Origin of the sequence: Nocardioides epinepheli, from assembly GCF_037936805.1 — a bacterium.
In the GTDB taxonomy this organism is placed as follows: Bacteria; Actinomycetota; Actinomycetes; order Propionibacteriales; family Nocardioidaceae; genus Nocardioides.
On record NZ_JBBMMC010000018.1, the window covers coordinates 23,530 to 47,186 of the forward strand.

Below are 23,657 nucleotides of genomic sequence, written 5' to 3' on the forward strand. Positions count from 1 at the left end.
TCGCTAGTTTTGCCCGATGCGCAAGGCACTGGACGTCGCGCGGCGACTGGGCGTGAGTGTCCTGGTCGCCGGGGTACTCGGCCTGCCCTTGGCGCTGGCGTGGGCGACCACCCACACCGAGGTCACCGAGAAGATCGGGACGTCGCCGACGACGTTCACCCTCACCACGCAAGGCCACAGCGAGCTGCGGCTGGGCATCGCAGGCACGGTGTACCTGCCGATCTCCAAGGGTCCGCTCGGGATCATCGCGACCCTCGACGGTCCCGGCGATCCCGGAGCCGGAGACGGTGACCTGGCGGCGTACGTGCGCCCGGAGATGCTGGAGCTCTACACCGGCTTGTTCCACGACCCGAAGGCTGCGGTCGACGAGTACGTCTCCTTGGTCGAGGCGGAGTTCCGCCATCAGCTGATCCGCTCGATCCTGGTCGTCGCCGGAGTCGGAGGCCTGGCGCTGTTCGCGCTGCACGAGCTGCTCCCACTGCGGCTGACCCGAGACACCCGGCGCGACGCGATCCGCCTCGGCCTGTCCGGCGTCCTCGTCCTCGGCCTCACCTCCGGTATCGCCTGGGTCCAGGTGCAAGGTGGCGAGATCGGACGGCCGATGTCGGACGGCACCTACCCACTGACCGCACTCGACGGGTCCGCGGCCGCCGGGGCGACCACCGACAGCCCGGTACTGCGGGTCCTGCTGGGCGGCGCGATCTCGAAGGCACAGGTGCTCATCGACCGGCAGGAGGCCGACGAGCGCAACTACCGGGAGACCGCCGAGGCCGGTCTGGCCGCGCAGGCAGATCTCATGGAAGGGCCCCGCGAGGGCGAGCTGGCGGTGATGATGCAGTCCGACATGCACTGCATCACCACGATGATCGAGCTGCAGAAGCGTGTGTTCTCGATGCTGTCGGACGCCGACGGCACCTCCGAGCGTCCGGTCCCCTCGCTCCTGGCGATCGCCGGCGACCTCACCACCAATGGCACCGCGGCCGAAGGCGTGTGCATCCGCGACGAGGCCGCGATCGCCGATGGCGCACCGATCGCGGCGATCTCGGGCAACCACGAGTCGGCGGTCAGCGAGGAGCAGATGGCCGACGCCGGCATGACGGTGCTCGACGGATCGGTGCAGGAGATCGGTGGATTCAAGATGCTCGGCGACGGCGACCCGTCACGCACGGAGCTGTTCGGCGCCACCCAGCAGCGCGGCGAGGAGAGCCAGGCCGACCAGGGCCGGCGGCTTCGCGACGTCGCCGAACGCGATCGTCCCGACCTCGTCCTGATGCACGAGGGATACGCCGTCCAGTCCTTCCTCGGCATCGACTCGGTGACCCGGTTCCTCGACGAGGCCGAGCAGCACGGGCGCGACCCGAGGACCCGGGTCGACGACGGCATCCCCGATGTCCCGGCGTCCGCGGTCTTCTACGGGCACTGGCACCGATCAAGGGACCCCCAGGTGATCTGGAACGACGACGGCACCTGGACCTTGATGATGGAGCTCGACACCAGTGGCGGAGCGGTGGCGACCCCCACTCTCAACAACTTCTCCACGCCGTGGTCGAGCCCGCAGCAGGCCGCGTCCTTCCCCGTGCTCTTCATGGATCAGGACAGCCGGCTGATCACCGGCTACCAGCTCTACCGGTTCGCCACCGACGGCACCGTCACCGTCGAGCCGCGCGTCGACGTCGGCGAGTAGCTCGCCCACGCCGACTAGGTTCGCTAGGTCGGCAGCCAGGAGACGTGGCCGGCCAAGGCGGCGTAGCCGACGAAGGCGCCGACGTCGAGCAGGGTGTGGGCGACCACGAGCGGTGTGACGCGACCCCAACGCCGATAGAGCCAGCCGAACAGCAGGCCCATCACGAAGTTGCCGACGAAGCCGCCGATGCCCTGGTAGAGGTGGTAGCTGCCCCGCAGGACGGCGGCCGCGACGATCGCGGTGGACTCGCGGCAGCCCAGCTGCCTCAACCGCACGATCACGTAGCCCAGGACGATGAATTCCTCGAGGACGGCGTTCTCGAGCGCCGAGAGAACCAGCACCGGCACGTGCCACCACACCGAGGTGTCCAGGCCGGAGGCTGCGACGGTGAGGTTGAGGCCGAGGGCGTGCATCAGCAGGTAGAACGCCAGGCCGGTGGAGCCCACCACCGCAGCGACCGCGGCCCCGCGCGGCAGGTCGCCCCATCCCGCACCGCGGAACCAGACGTCGCGAAGGCGGATGCCTGACCGCACCAGCAGGTAGCCGGCCAACGCCACGGGCACCACCGCGAAGCCGATGCCCAGCAGCTGATAGGTGAGGTCGAGCCACGGCCGGTCGGGGGCGTAGGAGGAGTTCAGCGTCGTCGTCTGACCGGAGATCCCGCCCGGCGCCGTGGCCGCCGCGATCAGGCGGACCGCCGAATAGATGCCCGACTTGCCCAACGAGACCGCGAGCACGATCGCCAGCTCGATCACCAGCAGCCGCCTGCTCGGCATCAGACCGACGCCGGGGATGGCCGGCTCGGTTCCCGGGCTCGTCGACTGGCTCGTCACGGGCGCCATTGTCCCCCGCGTGCCCTCGGGCGTGTCTTCCTATTGCTGGTGGATGCCGGCGTCGTCCAGGTCGTGCGATGACGGTGCCGCAGGTACGTCGGCATACCGGGCGTATTCAAAGCAGCTGCGGTGTCCGTCAGCGTGCGGACTGGGCGGCGTCCGGCGCCGCCATGAATTGGGAGACAGGCCCGGTCCTGGGTGAGCAGCCGATGAGCGCTTGCTGAGCCTCCGGCGTCCTACGCGGGATGCCGGGAACGGCCGCAACCGAGTGCGCAGGAGACCGAGCGCGGCTCGCCGAGTCTTGGGGACTCGGGTGGACTAGACAGCCTCCGTTCCTGAGAAGCGATTTGACGTCTTGTTGACGTTCGGTTCGCGGGTCGGGGCTGTGATTCTCGGGAGCTTCCGGGGGGTTGCATGAGCATTGTCTGGGCGAACCACGCCTTCACCAGCAAAGGATGGGGATCGGGACCCACTGCACTACTCGCACGTGACACCGCGCGCCGGGTCGGCGCATACCTACGCCGACTCGGGCCTGCCGCGCCTGTCGCGACAGCCGGTGACAGCGACGTCGACCTGCTGCGCGCGCGCCTGGATCGCGAGCAGGAGAGGCTGCACGAGCTGCGGGCGACCGTCGCCGGTCTCGTCGCGACCCATCGTCTGCTGCGTGACGACGGCGGCCCGGCTCTCCCCGCGGAGACGGTGGCGCGGCTGAGCCGGATGTACGACAGCGAGTTGAGCCGCCTCGAACGGCTTCTCACTGCGCAGGACGACGGCGCGACGCCTGCCGAGACCGATCTCGGCGAGGTCATCGAGCCGCTCGTCACCAGCCTGGTGGCGCGCGGCCACGCCGTGCGCTGGGACCCGATGCCCGCACAGGTCGCCGCGCCCCGGGACCACGTCGCGGAGATCGTTCACATCCTCTTGGAGAACGCCGTCCGCCACGGTGGGGGCAACGCGGTCTCGATCGAGGTGCGCCCCGACGGACAGCGGGTGCGGATCGTCGTCAGCGACGAGGGCGCCGGCGTCGACCCTCGACTGGCTCGCACGCTGTTCGAGCGCGGACGACGTCGCGCCGACTCCCCCGGACAGGGACTCGGCCTGCACATCGCACGCCGGCTTGCCCAGGAGTGCGACGGCCGGCTCGTCCACGAGTCCAGCACCACCGGTGCGCGATTCGCGGTCGATCTGAGGCAGGTGAGCACATGCCCCGCGCTCTCGGCCTGACTCGGATAGTCCTCATCGAGGACCATGCGCTCTTCGCCGAGGCGCTCGACGTCGCCCTGACGCTCGAAGGCCACGAGGTGCGCCGAGTCTCGCCGTCGGACCCGCCCATGACCCACGCGCAGGTGCTGGCAGCCGCGGTGCGGGGGCGACCCCGGATCGCGCTGCTCGACCTCGACCTCGGACTCGGCGGAGATGGCGTCGCGCTGGTGGCCCCGCTGGTCGAGGCGGGCGTTGCTGTCGTCGTCGTCACCGGGTCGACCGATCGAGCCAGGTGGGGCGACTGCCTGCGCCGCGGCGCCCGCACGGTGCTGTCCAAGTCGACGCCGCTCAACACCATCCTCGCCACGATCCGACGCATCGTCGATGGCCAGCGTGTCCTGCCCCGCGAGGAGCGCGACCGGCTGATCGCGATCTTCCACGAGGAGAACCGCTGGCACCAGGAGACCAGGCAGCGCCTGGACTCGCTGACCACCCGTGAACGCGAGGTGCTCGCCCGGCTGATGGCGGGCAAGACCGTGCGCGAGATCGCCCGGGAGTCCTACGTGGCCGAGGCGACGGTGCGGACCCAGGTGAAGTCGATCCTCGCCAAGCTCGAGGTCTCCTCCCAGTTGGCGGCGGTCGGCACGGCGATGCGCGCCCGGTGGCGCGCGCCGGTGCTTCGCGAACTGCATTGAGTCCGGCCTGCCCGAGCCGCGCGCGTGCCGGGTTGTCGTCACTCCGTTTGGGGATGCGCCGCGGCTTCGCGAGGTGAAGGCTGATGCGTGCATGCGGTAGGTGGTCCGATCCCCCGCGGACCCCCGATCAGCCGTGGTGCGCCGGGGCCTGCCGTACCGAAGTCCACCACGGCGCCGGGCCGGCAGGCCCCCGGTCCACTTTGTGCTGTCGACGTGCGTCAGGAGCGCTACGGCGCTCCACTACGATCGACTTGCGGCCCACCGTGAGCCGCCCGGTGGTCGCCGCTGTAGGGAGTCCGGGGAGGGCTCGTGCACCTCATCATGATCCGGATGCTCGGCGGCCTGGAGGTCCTGCGTCCTGATGGCACCCTCGTCGAGCCCCGCGCCTGGCGCACCGGCAAGACCTCCGACCTACTGCGCCTCCTCGCACTGGACCACGGCCGCCCGGTGCGCAGCGAGGGCCTCCTAGCCACCTTGTGGCCCGACGTGCCGCCCGAGCGCGCACGAGGCAGCCTGCGCACCGCCAGCAGCCAGATCCGCAAGGTGATCGGCACGCCGTGCGTAGTGCGCCAACCGGGCGCGCTCGTCCTGGAAGGTGCCTGGGTCGACGTCGGGCACTACCACCGCAACGGCGCCGAGGCGGCCGCGGCCTTCCGCGCCGGCGACATGGAACGGGTGATCGCGTTGACCCGGATCGCAGAACGCCACTACCGGGGCGACTTCCACGCCTACGACGACCAGGCCCCCTGGGCCGTCGCCGAGCGCGAACGGCTCGCGCTGCGCCGTCACGAGATGCTCTGCGACGCCGCCGAGGCCGCCCTTCACATCGGTCGCGCCCGCGACGGCCTGGAGTTCGCCGGTACCGCCGCCCGCGTCGACCCCTCGTCCGAGACCGCCCACCGCCTGCTCATGCGCGCCCACGCCGACCTCGGCGAGACCGGGAGCGCGCTGCGGGTCTACGAGGCCTACCGTCGCTATCTGGCCGACGAGCTCGGAGCCGACCCGTCCGAACAGACCCGTGCCCTCCACCTCCAGCTGCTCCGTGGATCGGGCTGAGCAGAGCGGGTCGACGAGCCCCCGGACCGACCTCGATGCGGACCCCGCTCAGGGGCTGAGGTAGTGTGCACTCGCCCCGTTCGCGGGGCTTCGGGCTGTAGCGCAGCTTGGTAGCGCACTTGACTGGGGGTCAAGGGGTCGCAGGTTCAAATCCTGTCAGCCCGACCGAAGACCTACGGGCCGCCACCTTCGCAGGTGGCGGCCCGGAGTCGTCTTCGAGGAGTTTGCGGCTCGCGACGCCGTGCAGTGTGCGCGCATGTCCGATGACTGGAAGATCCTGACCGACACCAATCCCCGGTTGCTGCGCGGGGGGAACGAGATCGAGGTCGGCCAGCCGCACTCGTGGACGCGCCCCCTGACCGACGAGCTGACCGGCGAACTGCCGGTGTTCACCGGGTTGCTCGCCAGTGCCGAGGTCACCGACGTCACCGTCGACGGGCAATCCCACGAGCTGCTGGGCTGGGGGCCGGAGCAGTCCCAGTCCCGCCGCCTCTGGCTGTGCCCGAGCCCGCCGACCGACGTACCCGAGCGGCTGCCGGCCGTGCAGGCCGCACTGTTCGGCGTCTTCGGCGGCATCGGCATCACCGCGAACGGTCCCGAGGAGGGCGCCGGCGGCGAAGACGCTCGGCTGCTCAACAGCACCGGCGCACTCACCGCCGCCCTGGCCCGCTCTCCGATCTTCCGCGACAGCGTCGATGACTACCGCTGGATCTGGGAGGACGACGGCCTCGACGTCCCGATCGACCCCGACGACTACGTGACGATCGACCGCGAGGCGAACGGGAACCTCACTGTGGCCCACCGCGAGACCGGGGCCGTGCTGCTGTTCCTGCCCGACCACGCCCGCGGCGACGTCGAGGTGCTCGACGGGTGCCCCGAGATGTCGCTGTACACGGCCGCGGAGACGCCGGACCTGACGACGTGGATCGAGACGCTGGCGGCGGAGTGGAGCGGCGACGCCGAGGCCTGAGTGGCGGATCGCCGGGACACCCCACCAGGGCGGATGTCCCGGCCAGGTCGAGCCATTAGGCCCTGTGCCTCCTTCGGGACCCTACGGAGGATGGATGTGAAGCATCCATCCCCGATCGAGGAGGCCACGATGACCACCAATCCCCTTCGAGACCAACCAGTTGCCGACGTCGTCGTCGGTGTCGACGGGTCTCCCGCGAGCGTGAACGCGGTTCGGTACGGGTTGAGGGAGGCCAAGCGCCTCGGCGCCCGGCTCCGTGTGGTCCACGTGACGCCGGAGTATGAGACCTTCGCCTACCCGTTCGTCATCCCCGACGTCGAGCTGCTCGACACCGGACGCGCCATCGTCAAGGACGTCTGCGAGCGGGCGGACGCGCCGGACTCGGGGGTCGAGATCGACGTGGTCGTGCGCCGTGGGCCGCGGGTCGCGACGCTGAACGGCCTGGCCCGCAATGCCTCCATCCTCGTCGTCGGTGCCGACCGTCAGTCGATGCCCGCCCGCATCATCACCGGCAACATCACCGCCGGCGTCGCCGCGAGCTCGGCGGCCCCCGTGGTCGTCGTACCCGAGACGTGGCGGGCTGAGGAAGCGAGCAAGGGCAAGGTTCTGGTCGGCATGAAGGCCGGCGCCCAAGGCCATGAGCTGCTCGGCGAGGGCTTCACCCTCGCCGATGCGCGGGACGCCCGGCTGGTCCTGCTGCACGCCTGGAAGCTCCCCTCCGGATACGACGACGTGGTCTCCGACCCCGTGTCGGTCGCCGATTGGGAGACGCGGGCTCGCGGCGAGATGAGCGACCTCGCCGTCGACTGGGAAGCGGCGTTCCCCGCCGTGCCCGTCGACCTCCAGGTGGCTCACGACCAGGCAGCGCACGCCCTGATCGAGGCCTCTCGGACGGCCGACGAGCTCGTCCTGGCTCGGCGGGCTCGCGGGATCACCGCGGCGCTGCACCTCGGTGCCACCGCCCGCGCGGTCCTCCGCGGCGCCCAGTGCCCCGTCCGCATCGTCCCCCCGGGCCACGCGGTGAGCATGCCCGACCTGGTGCTGGAGTCCTCCGGCGCCGCGACGAAGTGAAGTAGCGGCCGCGTCCCACCCATTCGACGCTGACCCGTCCGCTATAGCGGACGGGTCAGCGTCGAATTTGCGGTGAGCCGTCCGCTATAGCTGACGGGTCGGCGTGCAGGAGGGTTGCTTACCCGCGCAGTCGAGCGCCGCCGGCGGCCGGAGGACCGTCGTAGAACCCGGAGGCGGTCACGATGGTGCCGGCGCGGCCGGCGAGCATGTCCTGGACGTCGTCGAGGGCACCGATCCCGGCGACGCCCCCGGTGAGCTCGACGAAGCGGCACACGGCGTCGACCTTGGGGCCCATCGACCCGGCGGGGAAGTCGATGGCCCGCAGGCCTCCCGGCGTCTCACGGTGGATCGGCGCCGCCTCGGCCGTGCCGTAGCCGCGCATCACCGCGGGGACGTCGGTGAGCACCAGCAGGGCGTCGGCGTCGAGGGCCTCGGCCAGCACGGCGCTGGCCAGGTCCTTGTCGACGACGGCCTCCACCCCGCGCAGCTCGCCGAGCTCGCCCCGGACGACGGGCACCCCGCCGCCCCCGGCGCAGACCACCACGGCGCCGCTCTGCAGCAGCAACCGGATGAGCCGGGTCTCGACGATCCGCTGCGGCCGGGGCGACCCCACCACGCGCCGCCAGCCGTCGCCGTCGGGTCGTACCGTCCACGAACGCTCGGCCGCGAGGGCGCGCGCGGTCCGCTCGTCGTACATCTCCCCGACGAACTTGGTCGGGTTGTCGAAGGCCGGATCGGCCGACTCGACCAGGGTCTGGTTGATGATCGCGGCGACCTGCCGGCCCGGCAGCTGATTCTGCATCGCCTGCAGCAGCCAGTACCCGATCATACCCTGCGTCTGCGCGCCGAGCACGTCGAACGGGTACGGCGTCGTCAGGTGCGGGTCCGAGGCACTCTGGAGCGCGAGGACCCCGACCTGGGGCCCGTTCCCGTGCGTGACCACCAGCTCGTGCTCGGCGGCCAACGGAGCCAGCGCCGCCACCGCCCGCCGCACGTTGGCCTCCTGGACCGAGGCATCCGGGCTCTGGCCCCGTTGGAGCAGGGCGTTGCCTCCCAAGGCGACGACGACGCGCACCTCAGCCTCCCAGGGTCGCCACGAGCACGGCCTTGATGGTGTGCATGCGGTTCTCGGCCTGGTCGAAGACGATCGAGTGGCGCGACTCGAAGACCTCGTCGGTCACCTCGAGGGCCGACATGCCGGTCTGCTGGAAGATCTCCTCCCCCACCGTGGTCTCGCGGTCGTGGAAGCCGGGCAGGCAGTGCATGAACCTCACGTGCGGGTTGCCGGTGGCCCTGATGGTGTCCATCGAGACCTGGTAGTCGCGCAGCAGCCCGATCCGCTCGTGCCAGGTCTCCTTCGGCTCGCCCATGGACACCCACACGTCGGTGTATAGGAAGTCGACGTCCTTGACGCCGGCATCGACGTCCTCGGTCAGCTCGATGCGTGCTCCGGTGTCCTCGGCGATCTTGCGGGCCGTCTCGACGATGTCGTCGTGGTTCCACAGCGCGCGCGGCGCGACCATGCGGACGTCCATCCCCAACATGGCGCCACCGATGAGGAGCGAGTTCCCGACGTTGTTTCGCGCGTCGCCGAGGTAGGCGAAGGCGATGTCGCGGTCCCGCTTCCCGGAGTACTCGCGCATGGTGAGTGTGTCGCACAGCGTCTGGGTCGGGTGCCACTCGTCGGTCAGTCCGTTCCACACCGGCACCCCTGAGTACTGGGCCAAGGTCTCGACGTTCTCCTGCGAGGACCCGCGGTACTCGATGCCGTCATACATCCGGCCGAGGACCCGTGCGGTGTCCTCCATCGACTCCTTGTGCCCGATCTGGGATCCGCTCGGGTCCAGGTAGGTGACCCGGGCACCCTGGTCGAAAGCCGCCACCTCGAAGGCGCACCTCGTGCGGGTAGAGGTCTTCTCGAAGATCAACGCGATGTTCTTGCCGGTCAGCCGTGGCTGCTCGGAGCCGGCGTACTTGGCCTGCTTGAGCTCGGCTGCGAGGTCAAGCAGGAAGCGCCACTCCTTCGGGGTGAAGTCGATCTCCTTGACGAAACTGCGATTGCGCAGGTTGAAGGCCATCGTGCTCAGATCCCTTCTCTCTCGATGGGGCAGGTCATGCAGCGCGGGCCGCCGCGGCCGCGCCCGAGCTCGCTGCCCTGGATGGTGATGACCTCGATGCCCTTCTTGCGTAGGTAGGTGTTGGTGGTGACGTTGCGCTCGTAGGCCATGACGACGCCGGGCTCGATGGCCAGCACATTGCAGCCGTCGTCCCACTGCTCGCGCTCGGCGGCTCGGACGTCCTGGGTGGGCGTGAGCACCCGGAGCTCGTCGATCCCCAGGGCTTCAGCGATGACGGCGTGCATCCGCTCGGGCTCGTGGCGGGTCACCTGGAGGTCCTCCCCCGAGCCCTTCTGGATGGTGTACGACGGCAGACCCCCGAGCCCGGCGTACTGCGTGATGGTGTGGTCGTCGACCATCGTCATCACCGTGTCGAGATGCATGAACGCGCGGCGCTGGGGCATCGAGAGGGCGACGATCGTCTGCGCACTGCCGTGGTCGAAGAGCCGTCGGGCCAGACGCTCGACGCCTTGGGGCGTGGTGCGCTCACTCATGCCGATCAGGACGACCCCGCGGCCGAGGACCAGGATGTCGCCGCCCTCGGTGGTGGCCGCACCATTGGCGGTGCCGTCCGCCCAGACGTCGAATCCGCCCCCGGCGAAGAGCGGGTGCCACCGGTAGATCGCCTCGTAGTGGACAGTCTCGCGCATCCGGGCCCGCTTGCGCATCGAGTTGATGGACACCCCGCCGTAGATCCAGGCGGAGGTGTCGCGGGTGAACAGGTGGTTGGGCAACGGTGCGAGCAGGAGGTCGTCCGGCTCGAGGGCCTCCACGACCACCGAAGAGATCGCGGGGATCCGCTCGAGCAACTCGCGCTTGGTCATGCCGCCGATGAGGAACTCGGTCAGCTCGGCGTCGGGCATCGCGGCGAACAGCTCTCGGAGCCGGTCGACGGCCAGCGGGCCGTAGACGCGCTCGGTGAGCGCACCCTCGAGGACGTGCTTGCGAGCCTCGGGGATGGCCAGGGTCTCGCGGAGCAGATCCTCGAGCAGGTGCACGGTGACACCTCGATCGCGCAGAGCACCGGCGAAGGCGTCGTGCTCCTGTTTGGCCCGTTGGACCCAGAGGACGTCGTCGAAGAGGTACTCGTCCTTGTTGGTCGGGGTAAGCCGCTTCAGCTCGAGGCCTGGGCGATGCAGGATCGCCTGCCTGAGCCGGCCCACTTCGGAGTTCACCTGGAGCGCCATTGCTCCTCCTTCTGCTCGGGTTTCCTGCCTTCAGCCAACCCCGGACGACGTCGATCGCGGAGGGCCGAAAGTCCCAAGCGTCGGGGTCGGTCGGCACCTCTCAGGAATCGGCGTCGAGTGGTTCGTTGGTATCGCTCAACGACGAGCGGAGAGGAAAGTCCCATGTCCATCATTCGCCGAGATCGTCCGCCCGTCGCGGACGGCCCTGCGGGAGAAACCCCGCAACCGAAGACCTTCCGGTTCCCGAGCGCGTTCACCGTGCTCGCCGGGGTCACCATCGCCGTCTGGCTCCTCGCCTTCGTCGTGCCGACCGGCGCGTACCAGGTCGACCCCGAGTCCGGACGCCCCGTTCCCGGCAGCTTCGAACACACCGACAAGGCGCTGTCCTTCGGGGACCGCCTGATGGAGCTGTTCCTGGCCCCGGTCAACGGTCTCTACGGAGTCATCAACCCCGACGGCTACATCGGTCCCTACGAGACGGGTGAGCTGTACGGCGCCGCCGGCGTCTTCCTCTTCGTGCTCGCCATCGGCGTGTTCATCACGATGGCGATGAAGACCGGCGCGATCGACAACGGGGTGGCACGGGTCGCGTCCCGGATGCGCGCTCACGGTCCGGTGCTGATCGCGGTGCTGATGGTGCTCTTCTCCATCGGCGGCACCACCGAGGGCATGGCCGAGGAGACGTTGGGCTTCTATGCACTGATCATCCCGCTGATGCTCGCGATGGGCTACGACCGGATGGTCGCTGCCGCCACGATCCTGGTCGGCGCCGGCATCGGCGTCCTCGCCTCGACGGTGAACCCGTTCGCCACCGGAGTCGCCTCCGGCGCGGCCGACATCTCCATCGGCGACGGCATCGCTTTCCGGCTCCTGATGTACGTGGTGTTGGTGCCGGTGGGCATCTGGTGGGTGCTGCGCTACGCCAAGCGGGTCCACGCGGAGCCCGGGCGCTCGCTGGTCGGTGCGGTCGAGGGCGACGACGAGCTCCGCGCGCAAGGCCTCAAGGAGGTCGGCCGGCTGCCGATCCGTGAGCGCCTCGTCCTGTCGGTGGTCGGTGTGACCTTCGCCTTCATGATCTTCGCGATCGTGCCGTGGGCCCAGGTCATCCACGGACCCGACGCCGAGAGCTTCGGCTGGCAGCTCGACTGGTACTTCCCCGAGCTCGCCGCGCTGTTCATCGTGATGTCGATCGTGGTCGGGCTGATCGGCGGGCTCGGCGAGAAGGGCGTGACCGACGCGGTCGTGCGGGGTGCCGGGGACTTCATCGGCGTCGGCCTGATCATCGTGCTGGCCCGCGGCGTCACGGTCATCATGAACAACGCCGAGATCACCGGGACGATCCTCCACTCGATGGAGAACGTCGTGAGCGACACCTCGTCGTGGATCTTCGGCGGACTGATGTTCCTCATCAACGTCCCCCTGGCGTTCCTGGTCCCGTCGACGTCCGGCCATGCCGCACTGGCCATGCCGATCCTCGCGCCGCTGGCCGACTTCGCCGGAGTCAACCGGGCCATGGTGGTCACCGCCTTCCAGTCGGCCTCGGGCGTCGTCAACCTGATCACGCCGACCTCGGCGGTCGTGATGGGCGGACTCGCACTGGCCAAGGTCCGCTACGACCAGTACCTGCGGTTTGTGCTGCCCCTGGTCGGGATCCTGCTGGTCCTGGGCACCGCGTTCGTGGCGATCGGTGCCGCGATCTCCTGAGTCGACGGCGGGCCGCCTCTCCGCGGAGGGGCGGCCCGCCCGTGGGCCTGCGTGGCCCGGACCACCGGCGACCTCCAGTGATCTAGCACGATCTGGCGAGGACGAAGGCCGGTTCGTCGGCGGGGTCGGTGCGGTCGCCCCCACCGACCAACCGACCAAGCGACCAAGCCACCAGGCGACCAGCATCCCCGCGATCAGGAGGTGGGCGGTCGATCGATCGGGGGCGGCGCGGCGTCGCCCCGAGCCTCGCCGATCCCGCGGCGGAGGCCCGTGCGCACGGCCAGCGCCGCCGCGAGGGCACTGAGAAGCCCGAGCTGGACCGCCCAGCCGATCCGTCCGACGCGCCGGTTGGTGCAGGCCGAGTCGAGCATGGTGTAGCTCTCACCGAAGGTCGATACCGTCGGCTCCCGGTCGAAGTCGATCGTGTCCGCGAAATCACCCGGATCGTAGGTGTCGCTCAGGACCGACTTGCAGGTCCCCTCGCCCGCCCAGCCGCTGCCCGAGAGCTGGACCGACGACGACGTCACCAACAAGACCATGGTGACGATCGCGAGGATCACCGAGATGGCGGCCAGGCTTCTGGCTAGGTTGCGCACTCGCGGGTGATGCCCCCCGGTCGTCACTCGAAACCTCCGGAGCCGTGCACCGACGTGCCTGCTCCGCAGACCTCGCCGCCGGGCCCACGGTGCTGCCCGGCGGCGAGATCCGCAGCGATCAGTCGGTCGACTGTGCGGCCCGGCCGAGCTGGTTGCTCAGCTGGCGAGCAGTCACCGGGTCACCGGCGCCGTTGTACATGGCATTGGTGACCATGGTCCATGCCGCGCGCGGCCAGGACCGGAAGGTGATGTGACCACCGGCGATCGTGGTCTGCCCGTCACCGACGTCGAAGGTGACCACGTTCGCCGCCGACGACAGCGCCTGGGTGCCCCTGGCGTAGCCACTGACCAGAAGGTTGTCGTCGGCCGGGTAGGACGCCGCCACGCGGCCCGGCCCGGTCAGCCGGAACGCCGGGTCGTTGTTGAACCAGATCGGCCAGTTGGCGGGCATCCCCCACGCGGTCGGCTGGGCCGGCTTGTAGGTCTGCTTCAGCAGCGCCCCCGGGGCCGTCATCGTGTTGCGATCGGACGGCGTCACGTTCTGCACCGGCAGGTTCAAGATCTCCTGCGCGGTCGTCGACGAGCTGCCCAGGGCCACCAGGTTGCCGCCGCCCTCGACGAAGGCCCGCAGCTTCGCGGGCGAGTCGGGGACGCCGCGGGCCCAGCCGAACCGCGGCGGGTACTTCGCCGGGTCGAGGCCCTCCGTCAGCCGCGCCCGGGTGATCCCCGGCGCCATCACGATGGTGTCGAACTGGCCCAGGTCGGCGTAGTCGTCGGCCTCGACGACCTCGTAGTCGACGCCGTTCTGCTCCAGCTGCCACATCATCCAGCCGCCCGGCATGTTGTTCGCCCCACGGATCAGCCCCACCTTCGTGGTGCTCTGCAGCTTGATCGCCTTCGACGACGGCAGCTTGAGTGCCGCATAGAACGGCAGCCCGGTTTCCCTGCTCACCGTAGTGAGCACCGCTCTCGCGGCGGGTGTCGACGGCACGAGGAGAGCCCCACGAGGCAGGGTCGTGCCCACGACGGGCGTGGTGTTCTCGGCGCGGTACATCGCGATTCCGGCCTCCTCCAACGCTGTGATGACCATGCCGAGTCCGTACGAGCGCGGGCCGACGACGTAGGCGCCGTTGCGCCCCGGGTTCTGCGGGAGGGTCACCGGCTGCGGGGCGACCTCCTCGACCACGGTCGTGGCGACGTCGGGCGCCTTCGCGGCGGCGTCGACGTCGACGCCGAGCAGGAGCGCGACGTTGTCGGTCGTCTCGCTGTAGGGCAGGATCAGCGGGCACGTCGAGCACTTGCGGGCCGACTCCGGGTACTTGTCGATCCGGAGCAGCTGTTCGACCCAGCGCCCCAGCGGCTGGTCGGTGCGCAGGATGTAGGAGCCCTTCGGGTAGCGGGTCCCGTCGACCGTGAACGCTCGGCTGGCCCGCTCGATGCCGACCTTGCCCCGCTCGAAGATGCGCAGGAAGTCGGTGAGGGCGTACGGATCGCGCTGGTTGGCACTGACGATGTACGCCGCCGCGCCGACCGGCGTCTCGCTGTGGCTGTTGACCAGGTACATGTTGTTGTACAGCCACTCCTGCGGGTTGCCGGCGACGCTGTCGAGCCCGGAGTAGAGCGCGGTCTCGCCGTACTCGACGACCTGCTTGAACGTCCAGGTGTCGGAGTCGTAGGCCATCGGCGAGCGCAGCGTCGCGACGGCCGGGTTGAGAGTCTGCTCTCCCTTGTAGGTGTAGGCGAGGTCGCGGGCCGCGGCCACCTCCGTGAGCCAGGTCGTGGTGCCCTGGAAGGTGCTGTAGCCCATGACGTCGGCGTTCCACATGATCCCGTAGGCGTCGTCGGTGGACGCACCGGCCTTGCCAGCCGCGATCAGGTCGCGATTCGCCTCCTGCCCGATGCTATTGGCCGAGGAGACCGTGAGCGGGTCGAGGACCGGAGTCATCGGCTCGTCCCACGGCGGCGACCAGATGCGCGGGCTGTTGGTCCCCGCCTGGTGCATGTAGTGCTGCACCGTGGGCCGGTACTGCTGCTCGAGGCCGACCCGGATCAGCGACTCGGCCTGGGTCATCATGAACCAGTCGCGGTTGTTGTCGTGGCCGACGTACTTCTGGTACAGGTCGGGGAAGGTCCGGTTGTAGTCGGTGCCGGCCGTCTCGTTGAAGTAGTCGATCACCCGGTTGTGACCGTCGGGGTTCTGCGAGGGCACGATGAGGACCACCAGCTCATCCAGGATCCGGTCCGCCCAGGCCGAGTCCTCGGTCGCGAGCCGGTGGACGGCGTTGATCACCGCCGGCGTCTGGCCGACCTCGGTGGAGTGGATGCCGGCCTCGATGTAGTAGACCGGCTTGCTGGTCTCGGCCAGCTGCTTGGCATAGGCGTCTCGATCCATCCCGGCCTCGGCGGCCTCGCGGGTCATCACCGCCGGATCGCTCAGGCGGGCGTTGATGTCGAGGATCTCGTCGAGTCGCTCGAGGTTCTCGGTGGAGGAGAACCGCACCACGGGGAACTCCTCCCCCTCGGTGGTCTCCCCTACAACCTCGTACTCCATCTCAGGCGACTTCTCCGCCAGGAGCTTGAGATAGTCCTTGATCGGGCCGAAAGCCGGCAGCCTGCCCTCATCGCCCATCGCGAAGCCGAAGAACTCCTCCGGCGTAGGAACGTCGATCCGTGGCTCCGCGGCCGCGACGGCGCGCGCCGATGGACCGCTCGCCTCGGATCCGGTCAGGCCCCCCACGCCGGTGACCGCCAAGGCTGCGGCGGCGACGACTGAGACCACTGCTCTTCGTGACATCGCTGGTGTCCGTCCTTTCCGTCCTGGCGGCCCAATCCGCCCTGATCAGCAGGTGCGCTCATCCTTGGACCCCCGATTCGACGGGGTCAACGACCACGGGGTGCGTCCTGGCAAATTGAGACGAACCGCGGTAAAGCCGGTCCGGACACGCTCATTCGTCCAGACCGGCGATCTGAATGGCAGCGCGGCCGAGACACGCGCGTGACCCGCTCTCGCGCGCTCACTCCTCGACCGGGGCGGTGCACCTGGCGCTGTGACACGGGACACTGACGCCGTGGTGGAGCAACCGGGAGCCCCCGTGGACACGATCGACCAGGCGATCCTGCGCGCACTCACCAAGGACGGTCGTGCCTCGATCCCCGAGCTGGCGCGCGACCTGCACATCTCCCGGGCCAACGCCTACGCCCGCGTGCAGCGCCTGGTCGACTCCCACGCCCTCGACCGGTTCACGATCGACGTCGATCCGGCCGCGCTCGGCCTGCGGGTCGCGGCCTACGTCGGCCTCAAGGTCGTCAACCACCACTGGCAGTCGATCTTCGACGAGCTCAGCACCATCGACGGCGTCGACCACGTCGCCCTGTGCACGGGAGAGGTCGACGTCATGGTCCTGCTGCGCGCCAGTGACGTCTCCACCCTGCGCGACCTCGTCCTGGAGCAGATCAGCCGCATCGAGGGCGTGCTGAGCACGCACACGACGTTGATCTTGGAGGAGCGTCGCTTCGGCGTCGTCCCGGCCGAGGAGTGACGAACCCGCTCCGGATCGGTCGCCAAGGTCCGTGGGATCGGCCAATAGCATCGCGGCGTGCTGAAGTTGAACCAGAAGACGGCGTCCGTGCTCGCCACTGTGGTGCTCGTCGCGACTTCCGGCTGCAGCGGGGACGACGACGCGCCGGATGCCCGGCCGACCGAGTTCTCCATCGCCGGCGGGCTGGCCGAGCTGCCGGCGCCCGAGGGCGACAGCGCGATCCTGGTGTCGGTGGCCGACCTGCCGGCGGTCGCCCGCGCCAACGGACTGGACCGACCCGACGACGAGGTGTCGGCGCAGTGGCTGGCCGGCATGACCGGAGGCGATGCCGACGCTGCGGCTGCCGTGGTGCTCCCCGGCGGCTGGGACGTCGTCGAGCCGAACGACTTCACCGAGGCGACCGGCTTCTCGTGGGCGGAGGCGGACCGGGTCGCCGCCTACTCGTCGCCGCCGCGAGCCTTCACCGTGTTCAGCGGTCACCTGGCCGAGGGCGACTTCGGATCCGAAGTCGCCGAGCTCGACGGCTCCGACGGGGTCTGGACGTTCGGCACCGGCGAGGACCTCGCCGCGAACCCGGACGGCGACCTGCGCGTCGACCGCCTCGGCAGGCCGGTCCGGCTCGCGCGGGACGGGGACGCCGTCGCCGTGTCGCTGACCACCGGCGCCGCCGAGCAGTGGCTGAGCGGCGACGGCGAGCGCCTCGAGGAGGATCCCTCTTTCAGCGCCATGGCGGATGCACTCGATGATGCCGGTGCGATGTCGGCGGTGCTGGCGGCGACGCCCGGAGGCTCCGACGGGCAGGCGGTCGGCTGGCTGGGCGAGCGACGCGCCGTCATCGTCCACGACACCGCGTCCGAGCACGACGCGGCCGCACTCGTGGCGCCACTGGAGCGCGCCTACGTCCGCGGGCGCAATCCGATCGACGGCACCCGCTACCGCAAGGTGCTCCAGACCGACGACGTCACGGCCGTCGGGCGCACCGTGGTCGTGACGGTCACCCTCCGGTCGCAGGTGCTCCTCCCCTACTCCCTGCTGCAGTCCCGCGCCCTGCCTGCTCCCGACTGACCGCTCACGCGACGGCGCACACCAGCCCCTCGGTGAGGTCGTGCCAGATCAGATCCACGTCGGCGAAGCCGGCCTCACGCAGCGCCTCGAGGTGGAAGGCGCGGCTGGGCGAGTCGGCCGAGACCCGGCCGGCGAAGATCGCGTCGTGGGCCGCGACCTCGCTGGCGAACTCGGGGGTGGCCCGCACCCGGTCCCACCATGTCTCCCAGTCCAGCGCGCCGTCCGCGACGGCGCGCTCCTCGCGGTCCTCGCCGATGCGGCGCACCAGGTCGGCGACGGCGCCGCCGGGACGGCGAGTGGGCAGGTAGTCGCCGTTGAGCAGAACCCCGCCGGGACGGAGCAGGGCGTGCGCCTGGGCGTAGACGGCGCTCAGCTCGGCGCCGGTGAGCCAGTGCAAGGCGGTGGTCGAGACGACCGCGTCGTAGGCCGCGTGCGGCAGCAGACCGGGCCAAGAGGGGTCGCGCAGGTCGCCGGTGAGCCAGGTCGGCCGACGTTCGGCGTCGGCGAGGTCGAGTCGTCCGAGCTCGACCAGCAGCGGATCGAGGTCGAGGGAGGTGACCTCCGCCCTCGGATAGCGGGCCAGGACGCGTCTGGTCGCCGATCCGGGGCCACAGGCCAGGTCGAGCACGCGCAACGACTCGCCCTGGTGTGGCCGCACTCGACCGAGCACCTCGACCATCAGGTCGAAGCGAGCCTCGCGCGCGGGGATGTAGACCTCCTGCTGGCGTTCCCAGGCGGCCACCAGGTCGCGGGCCAAGGCGGCGCGGTCCGAGACGGCTGCGTGGTCCTCCACGAGGTTCATGCGGGCACTCCGATCGGTGGGTTCTGGGCCGTCGAGGGGAACCTCGTGGCGGCTTCGAGCAGGCGGACGGTCTGAGGGTGCGACGGCGCGGTGAGGATCTGCTGAGCCGGTCCGCTCTCGACGAGGCGGCCCTCGTGCATGACCGCGATCCGGTCGGCGATCCGGGCGAGCACCGCGAGGTCGTGGGTGATGAACAGGCACCCGGTGCCCAGCCGGTCGCGCAGCTCGACGAGCAGGTCGAGCACCTTGGCCTGGACCGACAGGTCCAGCGCGGTGACCGGCTCGTCGCACACCAGCAGTCGTGGCTCCACCGCGAGGGCGCGCGCGATCGCCACGCGCTGGCACTGTCCGCCGCTGAGCTCTCGTGGGCGGCGACCGCGCACCGACGGGTCGAGGTGCACCAGCTCCAGCAGCTCGGTGACCCGCTCGGCCCGCTGGGTCCGCGGGACGGAGCGGGCGATCGCGAGGGCCTCGCCGATCGCGGAGCCCACCGACCGGTGCGGGTCCAGGGACCCGAACGGGTCCTGGAAGACCATCTGGGCGCGCCGCCGGTGTCGCCGCCGTTCGGAGGCGCCGAGCGCCGACAGGTCGACGTCGTCGAGACCGATCGTGCCCTCGTCGTGCCGGTGCAGGCCCACGACCGCGCGGGCCAGGCTCGACTTGCCGCAACCGGACTCGCCGACCAGGCCGACGATCTCGCCGGCGGCGACGGTGAGGCTGACGCCGTCGACGGCGGTGAGTGGTCCGCCCGAGCGGCGGCGGTAGCGCAGCGTGACGTCCTGGATCCTCAGCATCGGGCCTCCGTCGATCGTGTTGTTGCTCTGGTCCCGGCTCTGGTCTCGGGAAGTCGGGGTACGGCGTCGAGCAGGTCCCGGGTGCGTGGATGGGTGGCGTTCGGCAGCTGGTCGGCCGCGATCTCCTCGACTGCGACGCCGTCGTGCATCACCAGCACCCGGTCGGCCAGGTGCGCCACGACGCCCAGGTCGTGGCTGACCAGCACCAGGGCGAGTCCGCGCTCGCGCTGGAGCCGCCGCAGGAGCTCGATCACCTCGGCCTGGGTGGTCGCGTCGAGGGCGGTCGTTGGCTCGTCGGCGACGACGATGTCGGGATCGCCCGCGAGGGCGGCGGCCACCAGCACGCGTTGGCGCATGCCGCCCGAGAGCTCGTGCGGGTAGCGGTCCGCGACGTCCTCGGGGTGCGGGAGTCCCGCCGCCCGGAGGAGCTCGACGACGCGCTCGCGCGCCTGGTGTCCCTTCGCGGGCGGGCGGAGGCCGTCTGCCACCAGCGCCCCGACTCGGCGCAGCGGGTTGAGCGCGGCGTACGGGTTCTGGAACACGACCGCGATCTCGGCACCCCGCACTGCTCGCAGCGTGTCCTCTCCGGCGCCGACCAGCTCGGTCCCGGCCAACCGGGCGCTTCCGCGCACCGCGGCCCGGTCTCCCGCGAGGCCCAGCGGTGCGAGACAGGAGACGGTCTTGCCAGATCCGCTCTCACCCACGATCGCGAGCACCTCGCCGCGGTCGAGGGTGTAGTCCAGGCCCCGCACCGCCGCGACCGGGCCGTCCGGGGTGTCGAAGTCGACCCGCAGATCGCGCATCTCCCACAGCGGGACGGGTCGTCCGGTCTTGGCCGCTGTCTGCGCGCGGCCGCGCTTCGGGCTCGTCGACGGCGTCGGCCTGGGCCGGCGGATCCGCAGCCGGCGGAGCTCGGGAGCGACGCCCAGGTGCTCGCTGAGCAGGTTGCCGGACAGGGCGACCACGGTGATCGCGACACCCGGCGGCAGCCACAGCCACCAGGCTGTGGCCAGGTAGGGCCGGGACTCCACGAGCATCTGCCCCCACTCCGGGGTCGGCGGGGTGATGCCGAGTCCGAGGAAGCTCAGGCCCGCCGTGGCGAGCACCACGGCGCCGACGTCGGTGCTGGCGAAGACCAGGGCCGGTCGCGAGGCGGTGGGGATGACGTGGCCGAACAGGACGCGCAGCGGGTGGGCTCCGAGTCCGACCAGCGCCTCGGAGGCCGCGGAGCGGCGGTAGCCGAGGACGGCGCCCCGGGCGATCCGGGCATAGGGAGCCCACGCGACGATCGTCAGGGCGAGGATCAGGTTCGGCACGCTGTTGCCGCGGATCCCGATGATCGCCAGGGCGAGCAGCAGGGAGGGGACGCTGAGCGCCGCCTCCACCGCCCAGGTGACCAGGCGGTCCACGATCCCGCCCGCGAAGGCGCCCACCGCACCGATCGTCACGCCGACGACGAAGGCGAGCGTCATCACCACCGCCGCCACCGAGAGCGAGGTGCGGGCGGCGAACACGATCCGGCTGAGCTGGTCCCGGCCGAGCTGGTCGGTCCCGAGCCAGTGGCTCGTGCTCGGGCCCTCGAGGCTGGCGGAGAGGTCGGTCGCGCTCGGGCTGGCCGGGGCGAGCCACGGTGCGAGCGCCCCGACCACCGCGATCAGCACCAGCGGCAGGGCCAGCATCAGGGCGCGCGGAAGCCGGATGCCGGATGCGGCGGCGCCGGATGGGGCGGTGCCGGTCATGGCGTCTCCTCCCGGCGCAGCCGCGGGTCTCCGGCCACCTGCAGCAGGTCGGCGAGCCGGGTGATGAGGACGAACCCGATCGCGAACACCAGCACCGCGGCGAGGATCGACCAGTTGTCGCGGAACTTCACCGCATCGACGAACCAGGCGCCGAGCCCGGGCCAGGCGAAGACGGTCTCGACGATCACCGTCCCGGTGAGGATCATGCCGACCTGGAGCGCGGTGACGTGCAGCGTGGATCCCACCGCATTGGGCAGCGCATCGCGCCACACGACCGACCAGGTCGACCGGCCCCGCGCCCGCGCGGCGCCGACGTAGGGCTGAGCGAGGGCGTCGGCGAGGGCCACCGCCACCACCCTGCTGATGATCGCGCCGGCCGGGACGGCCAGGACCAGCCACGGCATCACCCAGGACGCCGGCCCGCTCTGGCCGGAGGTCGGCAGCAGATGCAGGCGCTCGGAGAGGAAGGCGATCAGCACGAAGGCCAGCCAGAACGGTGGAACCGACGCGCCGAGCAGGGCGCCGAGGCGAAGCAGCCCGGGCAACGGACCGCGCCGAACCACCGCCGAGACGATCCCGGCGCCGAGGCCCAGCAGGATCGCCAGCACCGCACTCCCCCCGGCCAGGAAGAGCGTGCGCGGCAGCCGGTCGGCGATCTCCTCGGCCACCGGCCGGCCGGTTCGCTCCGAGCGGCCCAGGTCGCCGGTGACGGCGCGGGAGAGCCACGCGCCGTACTGCACGACCAGCGAGTCGTCCAGGTGAAGCTCGTCGCGGATCCGGTCGATCTGCTCCTGGGTCGCCCCGGCCCCCGCCTGACGCACCGCGATGGAGGTGGCGCTGTTGCCGGGCGTCGCACGCACCAGCGCGAACGCGGCGAAGGTGACCACGAGCAGCACCACGACCGCCGACCCGAGGTGCCGGATCAGCGCCCGCCCCACGAGACCGACGCCGCGTGCGCGCTCGGTCCGGGCCGTCTGGCCGGCAGTGTCGGCGCGGGTCAACCGAGCGTCACGCCGGTCAGGTCGAGGTGGTACTCGTGCGGGGGGATCTCGAAGCCCTTCACGTCCGAGCGCACGGCGTAGTACCGGGGCGGGCTGGTGATCGGGACGAAGGCCACCTCCTCCTCGAGCTCGTCGTAGATCGCCTGGTAGGCGGCGTCGAGCTCGGCCGGCTCCTGCGCCGCGACCGCCGCGTCGACGAGCGGGTCGAGCTCTGCGGAGGTCCAGATCGGGATCTCCACGCCGGTCTTGAGGAAGGACAGCGCGGTGTTCGTCGGGTCGTAGGGCGCACCGTAGGTCGTGGCGAAGGTGAGGTCGTAGTTTCCGGCGGCCTGCTCGTCGAAGTAGGCGGCACCGTCGACCACGCGCAGCTCGACCTTCACCCCGATCTTGCCCAGTGCGTCCTGGAGCGCCTGGCCGGTCGTCCGAGCGTCCAAGGTGCCGTGCACCGGGTCGGAGACCAGCAGCAGCTCGAGCTCCAGCGGGGTCCCGTCCTTGGCGCGGGTCTCCCCCTCCAAGCGCCAGCCGTCGTCCTCGAGGGCCTGCGCGGCGGCCTCGGGGTCGTAGTCCCGCTCGACCCGGTCGCCTGCGTGCGGTACCGCGGGAGGGAACAGTCCGCGGGCGACGTGGTCGGTGCCGCCGTAGAGGACCTCGTTGATCGACTCGACGTCGGTGGCCAGCGAGATCGCCTCGCGCACGGCGCGGTCGGCGAGCGGTCCGCGGGGGTTGAAGATCAGCGACATCGTCGTGTCGGCATCGCCGCTCAGCAGCTCCAATGACGAGTCCGAGTCGATCTCCTGTGCCTCCACGGCGTTGATCGGCGAGAGATAGCCACCCCCGATGAGGTCGACCTCGCCGGCACGGAGGGCCGAGAGCCGGGTCTGGGAGTCCGGCATCACCCGCAGCTCGACGCGGGCAAGCTCCGGCTTCTCGCCCCAGTACTCCTCGTTGCGCACGAACGTGGCGCCGGTGTCGCTCTCGGAGTCCAGGACCCACGGCCCCGTGCCGATCGGCTCGGTGTACTTCCCCTCCGGCGCCGAGGCCGGGCTGACGAAGCGCACCGGCCGCACGAGGGATAGCTCGTGGAGCAGCGGCGGGTACGGGTGGGACAGCACGAGCTCGACCGTGCGCTGGTCCGGGGTGCGGATCTGCGAGATCGCCTCCGAGCTGCCGAGGAACGAGAACTCCTCGCGACCGGCCCATTGCTCGAGGTTGAACTTGGCGGCCGCGGCGTCGAACGGGGTGCCGTCGTGGAACCTGACGCCCGGACGCAGCGTGAAGGTCACGGTGCGTCCGTCCGGTGAGGTCTCCCACGACTCCGCGAGCGCGGGCTCCGGCTCGCCACCCTCCCCGTAGGCCACGAGCGGCTCGTAGACGAGATCCATGGCGTGGAACTGCCCGAGGAAGTCCCAGGGGTTCAGATCGCCGATCTCCTCGGCGACGGCGACCCGGATCGTGTCGCGATCCTCGTCGCCGCCGGCGGACGTCGAGCCGCACGCAGCGACCGTGAGCGCCAGGACGAGGACGGCGGCGATCGACCGGATCCGTCGTCGGCGAGGCGGCTGTCCGGTTCCCGGGCGCGGGCTGCTCCTCATGTCGGGAGG

At 70.7% G+C, this 23,657-nt stretch carries 20 protein-coding genes and 1 tRNA gene; 10 read left to right on the forward strand and 11 right to left on the reverse strand.

What is annotated here, in order from left to right; all coding sequences use genetic code 11:
* The first annotated feature begins 16 nt into the window (after positions 1–16).
* Positions 17–1,684, forward strand: a complete 1,668-nt coding sequence (locus WMR31_RS19795; RefSeq protein WP_340540620.1) for a metallophosphoesterase family protein — start codon at positions 17–19, stop codon at positions 1,682–1,684.
* Positions 1,685–1,707: 23 nt separating this feature from the next.
* Here the strand turns inward: WMR31_RS19795 and WMR31_RS19800 are convergent, their stop codons facing one another.
* Positions 1,708–2,517 carry a CPBP family intramembrane glutamic endopeptidase gene (locus WMR31_RS19800; protein ID WP_340540621.1) on the reverse strand — a complete coding sequence of 270 codons (810 nt, stop codon included), beginning with the start codon at positions 2,515–2,517 and terminating at the stop codon, positions 1,708–1,710.
* 414 nt (positions 2,518–2,931) lie between these two features.
* On the opposite strand from WMR31_RS19800, the gene WMR31_RS19805 reads away from it, so the two are divergent.
* The 6 genes from WMR31_RS19805 to WMR31_RS19830 all read left to right on the forward strand — a co-directional run bounded on the left by WMR31_RS19805 (position 2,932) and on the right by WMR31_RS19830 (position 7,512).
* Positions 2,932–3,741: a sensor histidine kinase gene (locus WMR31_RS19805; protein WP_340540622.1), complete on the forward strand. Its 810-nt coding sequence runs from the start codon at positions 2,932–2,934 to the stop codon at positions 3,739–3,741.
* Complete coding sequence (locus WMR31_RS19810; protein WP_340540623.1) at positions 3,720–4,415, forward strand: helix-turn-helix transcriptional regulator; 696 nt, start codon at positions 3,720–3,722, stop codon at positions 4,413–4,415. The genes WMR31_RS19805 and WMR31_RS19810 overlap by 22 nt, the downstream gene beginning before the upstream one ends.
* Positions 4,416–4,724: 309 nt before the next feature.
* Entirely contained in the window at positions 4,725–5,471 is a 747-nt protein-coding gene (locus tag WMR31_RS19815) for an AfsR/SARP family transcriptional regulator (protein ID WP_340540624.1), read from the forward strand.
* A gap of 91 nt (positions 5,472–5,562) precedes the next feature.
* Positions 5,563–5,636: transfer RNA gene (locus tag WMR31_RS19820), tRNA-Pro, on the forward strand.
* A 91-nt stretch (positions 5,637–5,727) separates the two neighbouring features.
* The gene (locus WMR31_RS19825; protein WP_340540625.1) at positions 5,728–6,441 is read left to right on the forward strand and encodes a hypothetical protein; all 714 of its coding nucleotides are present in this window, start codon (positions 5,728–5,730) and stop codon (positions 6,439–6,441) included.
* A gap of 129 nt (positions 6,442–6,570) precedes the next feature.
* On the forward strand, positions 6,571–7,512 hold the full coding sequence (locus WMR31_RS19830) for a universal stress protein (protein WP_340540626.1): 942 nt from the start codon (positions 6,571–6,573) through the stop codon (positions 7,510–7,512).
* 118 nt (positions 7,513–7,630) lie between these two features.
* On the opposite strand, the gene WMR31_RS19835 is transcribed toward WMR31_RS19830, so the two are convergent.
* From WMR31_RS19835 to WMR31_RS19845, 3 genes are read right to left on the reverse strand one after another with little or no spacing between them, the layout of a single operon-like run.
* Positions 7,631–8,587, reverse strand: a complete 957-nt coding sequence (locus WMR31_RS19835) for a carbamate kinase (protein WP_340540627.1) — start codon at positions 8,585–8,587, stop codon at positions 7,631–7,633.
* A gap of 1 nt (position 8,588) precedes the next feature.
* Positions 8,589–9,590, reverse strand: a complete 1,002-nt coding sequence (argF, locus tag WMR31_RS19840; protein WP_340540628.1) for an ornithine carbamoyltransferase — start codon at positions 9,588–9,590, stop codon at positions 8,589–8,591.
* A gap of 5 nt (positions 9,591–9,595) precedes the next feature.
* Positions 9,596–10,816: an arginine deiminase gene (locus WMR31_RS19845; RefSeq protein WP_340540629.1), complete on the reverse strand. Its 1,221-nt coding sequence runs from the start codon at positions 10,814–10,816 to the stop codon at positions 9,596–9,598.
* Between the two features lie 162 nt (positions 10,817–10,978).
* Here WMR31_RS19845 and WMR31_RS19850 point away from each other — a divergent pair, with 162 nt between their 5' ends.
* On the forward strand, positions 10,979–12,520 hold the full coding sequence (locus WMR31_RS19850) for a YfcC family protein (protein WP_340540630.1): 1,542 nt from the start codon (positions 10,979–10,981) through the stop codon (positions 12,518–12,520).
* A 194-nt stretch (positions 12,521–12,714) separates the two neighbouring features.
* On the opposite strand, the gene WMR31_RS19855 is transcribed toward WMR31_RS19850, so the two are convergent.
* Together WMR31_RS19855 and WMR31_RS19860 are read right to left on the reverse strand one after the other, a co-directional pair.
* On the reverse strand, positions 12,715–13,116 hold the full coding sequence (locus tag WMR31_RS19855) for a hypothetical protein (RefSeq protein WP_340540631.1): 402 nt from the start codon (positions 13,114–13,116) through the stop codon (positions 12,715–12,717).
* A gap of 118 nt (positions 13,117–13,234) precedes the next feature.
* Entirely contained in the window at positions 13,235–15,910 is a 2,676-nt protein-coding gene (locus WMR31_RS19860) for a M14 family zinc carboxypeptidase (RefSeq protein ID WP_340540632.1), read from the reverse strand.
* Positions 15,911–16,208: 298 nt separating this feature from the next.
* Between WMR31_RS19860 and WMR31_RS19865 the strand changes: the two genes are divergently transcribed.
* Both WMR31_RS19865 and WMR31_RS19870 read left to right on the forward strand, forming a co-directional pair.
* Positions 16,209–16,655: an Lrp/AsnC family transcriptional regulator gene (locus WMR31_RS19865; RefSeq protein ID WP_340540633.1), complete on the forward strand. Its 447-nt coding sequence runs from the start codon at positions 16,209–16,211 to the stop codon at positions 16,653–16,655.
* A 57-nt stretch (positions 16,656–16,712) separates the two neighbouring features.
* Positions 16,713–17,720 (forward strand): hypothetical protein, encoded by a 1,008-nt coding sequence (locus WMR31_RS19870; RefSeq protein ID WP_340540634.1) that lies wholly within the window; start codon positions 16,713–16,715, stop codon positions 17,718–17,720.
* Between the two features lie 4 nt (positions 17,721–17,724).
* On the opposite strand, the gene WMR31_RS19875 is transcribed toward WMR31_RS19870, so the two are convergent.
* Genes WMR31_RS19875 through WMR31_RS19895 form a run of 5 tightly spaced genes read right to left on the reverse strand, consistent with a single transcriptional unit; the run spans position 17,725 to position 23,648 of the window.
* Positions 17,725–18,522, reverse strand: coding sequence for a class I SAM-dependent methyltransferase (locus tag WMR31_RS19875; protein ID WP_340540635.1), 798 nt, complete (start codon positions 18,520–18,522; stop codon positions 17,725–17,727).
* A complete protein-coding gene (locus tag WMR31_RS19880) occupies positions 18,519–19,316 on the reverse strand; it encodes an ABC transporter ATP-binding protein (protein ID WP_340540636.1) in 798 nt (265 codons plus the stop codon). The genes WMR31_RS19875 and WMR31_RS19880 overlap by 4 nt, the downstream gene beginning before the upstream one ends.
* Positions 19,310–21,055 (reverse strand): dipeptide/oligopeptide/nickel ABC transporter permease/ATP-binding protein, encoded by a 1,746-nt coding sequence (locus WMR31_RS19885; RefSeq protein WP_340540637.1) that lies wholly within the window; start codon positions 21,053–21,055, stop codon positions 19,310–19,312. Before WMR31_RS19885 ends, WMR31_RS19880 begins: the two co-directional genes overlap by 7 nt.
* Entirely contained in the window at positions 21,052–22,056 is a 1,005-nt protein-coding gene (locus WMR31_RS19890; RefSeq protein ID WP_340540638.1) for an ABC transporter permease, read from the reverse strand. The genes WMR31_RS19885 and WMR31_RS19890 overlap by 4 nt, the downstream gene beginning before the upstream one ends.
* The gene (locus WMR31_RS19895; RefSeq protein WP_340540639.1) at positions 22,053–23,648 is read right to left on the reverse strand and encodes an ABC transporter substrate-binding protein; all 1,596 of its coding nucleotides are present in this window, start codon (positions 23,646–23,648) and stop codon (positions 22,053–22,055) included. Before WMR31_RS19895 ends, WMR31_RS19890 begins: the two co-directional genes overlap by 4 nt.
* Positions 23,649–23,657: the final 9 nt, after the last annotated feature.